The 6,499-nt window shown below is 74.1% G+C and carries 7 protein-coding genes and 1 pseudogene; 5 read left to right on the top strand and 3 right to left on the bottom strand.

Annotation, left to right across the window (positions count from 1 at the left end; genetic code table 11):
• The first annotated feature begins 145 nt into the window (after positions 1–145).
• The 3 genes from RIM90_RS29670 (at position 146) to RIM90_RS29680 (ending at position 3,431) form a co-directional block, all read left to right on the top strand.
• On the top strand, positions 146–994 hold the full coding sequence (locus RIM90_RS29670) for a GNAT family N-acetyltransferase (protein WP_309063830.1): 849 nt from the start codon (positions 146–148) through the stop codon (positions 992–994).
• Positions 995–1,072: 78 nt separating this feature from the next.
• A complete protein-coding gene (locus tag RIM90_RS29675; protein WP_309063831.1) occupies positions 1,073–1,639 on the top strand; it encodes a GNAT family N-acetyltransferase in 567 nt (188 codons plus the stop codon).
• Between the two features lie 91 nt (positions 1,640–1,730).
• On the top strand, positions 1,731–3,431 hold the full coding sequence (locus RIM90_RS29680; protein ID WP_309063832.1) for a proline--tRNA ligase: 1,701 nt from the start codon (positions 1,731–1,733) through the stop codon (positions 3,429–3,431).
• A gap of 296 nt (positions 3,432–3,727) precedes the next feature.
• Here the strand turns inward: RIM90_RS29680 and RIM90_RS29685 are convergent, their stop codons facing one another.
• From RIM90_RS29685 to RIM90_RS29695, 3 genes are read right to left on the bottom strand one after another with little or no spacing between them, the layout of a single operon-like run.
• The gene (locus tag RIM90_RS29685; protein ID WP_309063833.1) at positions 3,728–4,627 is read right to left on the bottom strand and encodes an aminoglycoside phosphotransferase family protein; all 900 of its coding nucleotides are present in this window, start codon (positions 4,625–4,627) and stop codon (positions 3,728–3,730) included.
• A 45-nt stretch (positions 4,628–4,672) separates the two neighbouring features.
• Positions 4,673–5,152, bottom strand: coding sequence for a ferritin-like domain-containing protein (locus RIM90_RS29690; protein ID WP_309063834.1), 480 nt, complete (start codon positions 5,150–5,152; stop codon positions 4,673–4,675).
• The gene (locus RIM90_RS29695) at positions 5,149–5,670 is read right to left on the bottom strand and encodes a hypothetical protein (protein ID WP_309063835.1); all 522 of its coding nucleotides are present in this window, start codon (positions 5,668–5,670) and stop codon (positions 5,149–5,151) included. Before RIM90_RS29695 ends, RIM90_RS29690 begins: the two co-directional genes overlap by 4 nt.
• Before the next feature lie 206 nt (positions 5,671–5,876).
• On the opposite strand from RIM90_RS29695, the gene rimP reads away from it, so the two are divergent.
• Together rimP and RIM90_RS29705 are read left to right on the top strand one after the other, a co-directional pair.
• Complete coding sequence (gene rimP, locus RIM90_RS29700) at positions 5,877–6,398, top strand: ribosome maturation factor RimP (RefSeq protein WP_309063836.1); 522 nt, start codon at positions 5,877–5,879, stop codon at positions 6,396–6,398.
• Positions 6,399–6,400: 2 nt separating this feature from the next.
• Positions 6,401–6,499: pseudogene (locus RIM90_RS29705) on the top strand (transcription termination/antitermination protein NusA); the annotation flags it as partial.

The raw sequence follows: 6,499 nt of genomic DNA on the forward strand, positions 1-6,499 counted from the left end.
GGGGGTCCGGGGGCGGCGCCCCCGGAAACGGCACACCGACCCACGGTGCCTTCGAAACCGGCGGCAGCCCCCACGGGGCGGCGCCGCACAAGCTCCGCAGGTACAGTGCGGAAATCAGCAGACCCCAGTGTGTGAGGCCCCGCACGTGTTGACGCAGACCACTTCCCGGGTCCTCGAACCGAGCGACCTGGACGCCGCACTCGCCGTGCTCGACCGCGAGCCGGTGGCGAACGCCTTCGTGGCCGCCCGGGTGCGGGTCGCGGGCCTGGACCCGTGGCGGCTCGGCGGCGAGCTGTGGGGCTGGTACGAGGGCGGCGTGCTGACGTCCCTGTGCTACGCAGGCGCCAACCTGGTCCCCATCTGCGCCACCCCGAGGGCCGTCCGCGCGTTCGCCGACCGCGCCCGCCGGGCGGGCCGCCGCTGCTCCTCCATAGTGGGGCCGGCCGGCCCCACCGCCGAACTGTGGCGGCTGCTCGAACCCCACTGGGGCCCGGCCCGCGAGGTCCGTGCCCGCCAGCCCCTCATGGTCACCGACCGCATGCCCGACACCATCGCCCCGGACCCCCGCGTGCGCCGCGTCCGCAAGGACGAACTGGAGACGATCATGCCGGCGTGCGTGGCGATGTTCACCGAGGAGGTCGGCGTCTCCCCGCTGGCCGGCGACGGCGGCCTGCTCTACCAGGCCCGGGTCGCCGAACTCGTCGGCTCGGGCCGCTCCTTCGCCCGCTTCGACGCCGACGGCAAGGTCGTCTTCAAGGCCGAGATCGGCGCCGCGACGGACCGCGCCTGCCAGATCCAGGGCGTCTGGGTGGCCCCCGAGCACCGGGGCACGGGCGTCGCGGCTCCCGGCATGGCCGCCGTCCTCCGCTACGCCCTGGCGGACGTCGCCCCCGTGGTGAGCCTCTACGTCAACGACTTCAACACCCCCGCCCGCAGGGCGTACCGGAGGGTAGGCTTCCGGGAGGTCGGCGCCTTCATGAGCGTGCTGTTCTGAGCACGCTGGGCACCGTGGTCCCCGCACTGGCCCAAGACGCCGTTCTGACCCGCGGGAACCCCCTGTAGTCTCCCCGGCATGCTGCGCTTTCCCGGTCACGGCCACCCCCACCCCGACGACATCGTGATCGGCCCCCTCGACCTCGCCGCCCACGTCGACGAGGCGCTGGCGGTCCAGGCGGTGGCATTCGGGCTCGACCCCGACGAGGTGGCCGTACGACGGCAGATCGTGCTGCGCCACCTGACCTTCCCGGGCGCCAGGGCCTTCGGCGCCACCACCGGGGGCCGCCTGGTCGGCTTCGTCTACGGCATGCCCAACGACCGCGCCCACTGGTGGTCCACCGTCGTCGAGCCCTACCTGCGCGCCCGGGGCAACGACGACTGGCTCGACGACTCCTTCGTCATCACCGAGCTGCACGTCCACCCGCGCCACCAGAAGCACGGCATCGGCCGCGCCCTGATCACCACGATCACCGACGGCGCCGACGAACCCCGCTCGATCCTCTCCGCCATCGACGTCGAGAGCCCCGCCCGCCGCCTGTACCGCTCCCTCGGCTACCGGGACCTCGCCCGGCAGGTCCACTTCCCCAGCGCCCTCAAGCCGTACGCCGTCATGGGCGCCCCCCTGCCACTCCTTCGTGCCTAGAACCCGGGACGGGCCCAAACCGATTTCCGCCGCCCCGTCCCGCCCGGCTAACCTCCTGTCATCACCCAGACGCAGCAGGAGTACGAGAACCATGGCGAACGCACCGGTCCAGCGCATGTCCCAGTTGATGGCGAAGACGCTGCGCGACGACCCGGCGGACGCCGAGGTCCTCAGCCACAAGCTGCTCGTCCGCGCCGGTTACGTGCGCCGCACCGCCGCCGGCATCTGGACGTGGCTCCCCCTCGGCAAGAAGGTCCTCGCCAACGTCGAGCGGATCGTCCGCGAGGAGATGGACGCCATCGGCGCCCAGGAGGTGCTGCTGCCCGCCCTGCTGCCGCGTGAGCCCTACGAGGCGACCGGCCGCTGGGACGAGTACGGCCCCGAGCTGTTCCGCCTCCAGGACCGCAAGGGCGGCGACTACCTCCTCGGCCCCACCCACGAGGAGATCTTCACCCTGCTGGTGAAGGACCAGGCGTCCTCCTACAAGGACCTGCCGGTGATCCTCTACCAGATCCAGACCAAGTTCCGGGACGAGGCCCGCCCCCGCGCCGGCATCCTGCGCGGCCGCGAGTTCCTGATGAAGGACTCCTACTCCTTCGACGTCGAGGACGAGGGCCTCGCCCGGTCCTACGCCCTGCACCGCCAGGCGTACCAGAAGGTGTTCGAGCGCCTCGGCCTCGACTACCGCATCTGCGCGGCGACCGCCGGTGCGATGGGCGGCTCCAAGTCCGAGGAGTTCCTCGCCCCGGCCGAGGCCGGCGAGGACACCTTCGCGGACTGCCCGAACTGCGACTTCGCCGCGAACACCGAGGCGGTCGCGTACGAGCTCCAGCCGGTCGACGCCTCCGGCGTCCCGGCCGCCGAGGACATCCCCACGCCCGACACCCCGACCATCGAGACCCTCGCCGCACAGCTCGGCGTGCCCGCCTCGGCCACGCTGAAGAACCTGCTGGTCAAGGTCGACGGCGAGATCGTCGCCGTGGGCGTGCCCGGTGACCGCGAGGTCGACATGGGCAAGGTCGAGGCGCACTTCGCCCCGGCCACGGTGGAACTGGTCACCGAGGCGGACTTCGTCGCCCGCCCCGACCTGGTGCGCGGCTACGTCGGCCCGCAGGGCCTGGACAAGGTGACGTACATCGCCGACCCGCGCGTGGCGCCGGGCACCGCCTGGATCACGGGCGCCAACAAGGCCGGCACGCACGCGAAGAACGTGGTCGCCGGGCGCGACTTCGAGGTCGACGCGTACGTGGACGTCGTGGTGGTGCGGGAGGGCGACCCCTGCCCCAAGTGCGGCACCGGTCTCAAGCTCGACCGCGCCATCGAGATCGGCCACATCTTCCAGCTGGGCCGCAAGTACACCGACGCCCTCAAGCTCGACGTCCTCGGCCAGAACGGCAAGCCCGCCCGCGTCACCATGGGCTCCTACGGCATCGGCGTCTCCCGCGCGGTGGCGGCCCTCGCCGAGCAGACCGCCGACGACAAGGGCCTGTGCTGGCCCGAGGAGGTCGCCCCGGCCGACGTCCACGTGGTCGCCGCGGGCAAGGCCCTCCAGACGGAGCTCGCGCTCGACGTCTCCGAGAAGCTGTCCGCGGCCGGCGTCCGCGTCCTGGTCGACGACCGCGCCGGCGTCTCCCCGGGCGTGAAGTTCACCGACTCGGAGCTGATCGGCGTCCCGCGCATCCTGGTCGCCGGCCGCCGCGCGGCCGAGGGCGTCGTGGAGCTCAAGGACCGCCGCACGGGCGAGCGCGAGGAACTCACGGTCGACGAGGCCGTCGCCCGCCTCACGGCGTAACGGCGTAACGGCGTCACGCGGGGCCCGTGCGCACCGGACCACCGGCCCGCACGGGCCCCGCCCGGCGCTGCCGCCCGGGTGCCTCGGCACCGGGTCCCGCACCCGGCCACGCCGGACAACAGCCACCGCCCCGCGCCCGCCCACGGCGTCCCGGCGCGCGGTGACGGACGGCGTACGGCTGCCGGACCCGGCGGGCGGCGCACCACGCCGCGGGGCCCGGTCCGGCGGAACGTGCCGGAAGGCGGAGGCCGGTACGGCACGCCCCTGGCACCACCGTCGTGATCCGCCGGGCAGGCCTAGAGCCAGCCCGCGAACTCCAGCAGCAGTTCCGCGTCCTGTTCGCGGCCGACCCTGCGGGCCCGTACCCCCGACTCCACCGCGCGGAACAGGGTCCAGCCGCGCAGGCGTTCCCGGTCGACCTCCAGGGACTCCGCGAGGCGCTTCACCCGCCGGCGGGTCGTCGCCGCGCCGGAGGGCTGGGCGATGAGGTCCTCCACGCGGTCGCGGACCAGCCGGGCCAGGTCGAAGGCGTGCTCGCCGACCACCGGGTCCGGGCCCACCGCCAGCCACGGCAGCCGCTCCCCGGAGAGCACCTTGCTCTGCCGGAACGTACCGTGCAGCAGCCGGTGCTCGGGCGGCGCAGCCAGCAGCTCCTCGCGGGCCGTCAGCGCCGCCTCCACCAGCGGCGCCACCGCCGGGTCGGTCGCCGCGCTCGCCCGCATCGCCTCGGCCTGCCGCCCGGTCCGCTCGGCGACGGTCTCGAACGTGTGGTCCTCCGGCGGCTCCACCCACAGCCTGCGCAGCGTCTCCGCCGCCTCCAGCAGCGCCCTCGCCTCCGGGAGCGAGCGCACCGACACGTCCGGATGCAGCCGCTCCAGCAGCAGTATGCCCTCGGCGGTGAAGGGTTCCAGGAGCCGCACCGCTCCCCGGCCACCCCAGTGGGCCAGCGCGGCCCGCTCGCTCTCCGGGCGGGCCCGGCGCGGGGCCAGCTTCAGCACGGCGGGCGTGCCGTCGGCCGTCCGCACCAGCACGACCAGGCTGCTGCGCCCTCCGGGCACCTGCACCCGCTCCACCGTCAACTCGTGCAGGGAGACGGCCCGCCGCGCCAGTTCGGGCAGCCTCTCCAGCCACTCGTCCCCGTGCGGCGCCGTCTCACCGAGCGCCCTCACCAGACGCCGCGGCGGCTCGAAAACCATGCGCGAGTCGTTCCCTTCGTGCTGTACGCGGTACCTGCCGCCCCGTCACGCCGTCGGCGCCGGAGTCCCCGTGGCCGTATCGGCCCGCTCGGCGAGCCCAGGGAAGGCTACGCTCTCGCGGCTCCACCGCACCGACCGCACCGCCGCCTCCCGCATCGCCTCGGCAGCGCCCCGCCGCCGCTCGCCCCCGCTGTCGCGCACCAGGTCGGCGTACACCCCGGCCACCCGGCCCTCCAGCTCCGCGGCGAGCCGGACCGCCGCCGCCGCGTCCGGCACCGGGAACGGCAGCGCGTATCCCGCGGCCGCGGCGACGGGCTCGCCACCCGCGTCCCTCACCTCGCGCACCAGCGCGTCCCTGCGCGCCCGGTGCGCGTCGTACGCCGTACGCGCCTCCGTGCGCCGCTCCTTGCCGATCCGCCCCCCGACGACCCCGTAGCCGTACACCGCCGCGTGCTCCGCCGCCAGGGCCGCCTGGAGGGCCCGCAGCTCCCGGTCCTTCGCCTCGCGCGCATCCTTCACCGTCACACCTCCGTCAGCAGGTACACGTGCGCCGCGCCGGCCGCCGCCACCGAGGCCAGCAGCCGGGCCAGTTCACCGGGCGCGTCCAGCAGCGCCTTCGTCCGCCGGTCGGCGATCTCCCGCTCGGCGGCGGCGAGTTCGGCCAGGGCGTCCTTCTCCTTCGCGGGCACGGCGGCGACCGGAGCGGAGGCGGAGGGCGCCGTCCCGGAGGGAGCCGGCGACGCCACCGCCGTACCGCCGAACGCCTTCGCGTGCCGGACGACCTCCGCGCGCAGCGGAGCCAGCCGCCGGGCCAGCTTCGGATGCGCGGCGATGACCGCGTCGTACCGCTCGGCCAGCCCCCGGCTGTCCCGGGCCGCACGCGCGCGTGCCCGGTCGGCGGCCGAGGGCCGGCTGCCGCCGGCGGCGTCGGGGTTCTCGGACTCGGCGGAACAGCCCGCCACCAGCAGGGCCGCCGGAGCGACGGCGAGCAGACTCCTTCTGCGCGGCCCCGAACGGGCGCGCGGAGACGGGGGGAACGGCACGGCAGACGTCCTCGGGGGCTCGTACGAACGTGGCGACGAAGGAATGGGCCGCTGGCCCGTGATCACGGTACCCGGGCACCCGCCCGGCGGCGGCCAGCGGCACCCTCCGTGACCGGGTGGACGGCAACACCCTCCGCGACCGGATACCCTTTGACCAGACACGCGCCCCATCCCACAACAGCACACGCGGCCGAGGAGTCACCCGGATGAGCACCACCCAGAGCGAGAGGCTTCGAGCACTTCTGGAACCGCTCGTCAGCTCACAGGGCCTCGATCTCGAGGAGATCGCCGTGGACTCGGTCGGCCGCAAGCGTGTGCTGCGCGTCGTCGTCGACTCCGACACCGGTGCGGACCTGGACCGGATCGCCGATGTGAGCCGCGCGCTCTCGGCGAAGCTCGACGAGACGGACGCGATGGGCAGCGGGGAGTACACCCTCGAGGTGGGAACCCCGGGCGCGGAGCGCCTCCTCACCGAGCACCGGCACTACGTGCGTGCCACGGGCCGCCTGGTGCGGTTCCAGCTGGCCGAGGGCGGCGAACTGGTCGCCAGGATCCTCAAGGCGGACGACGACGGCCTCGACCTCGAGGTGCCCGGGGTGAAGGGCCGCAAGGCCACCGCGCGCAGACTCGCCTTCGACGACATCACCAGGGCGCGCGTCCAGGTCGAGTTCAACCGCAAGGACGACGTGTCCGACAAGAAGGACGACAAGAAGGAAGAGGAGGCGTAGCCGTGGACATCGACATGAGCGCCCTGCGGGGCTTGGTACGGGAGAAGGAGATCTCCTTCGACCTGCTGGTCGAGGCGATCGAGTCGGCCCTCCTCATCGCC

This window comes from Streptomyces sp. (assembly GCF_031181555.1).
Lineage (GTDB): Bacteria > Actinomycetota > Actinomycetes > Streptomycetales > Streptomycetaceae > Streptomyces > Streptomyces fimbriatus.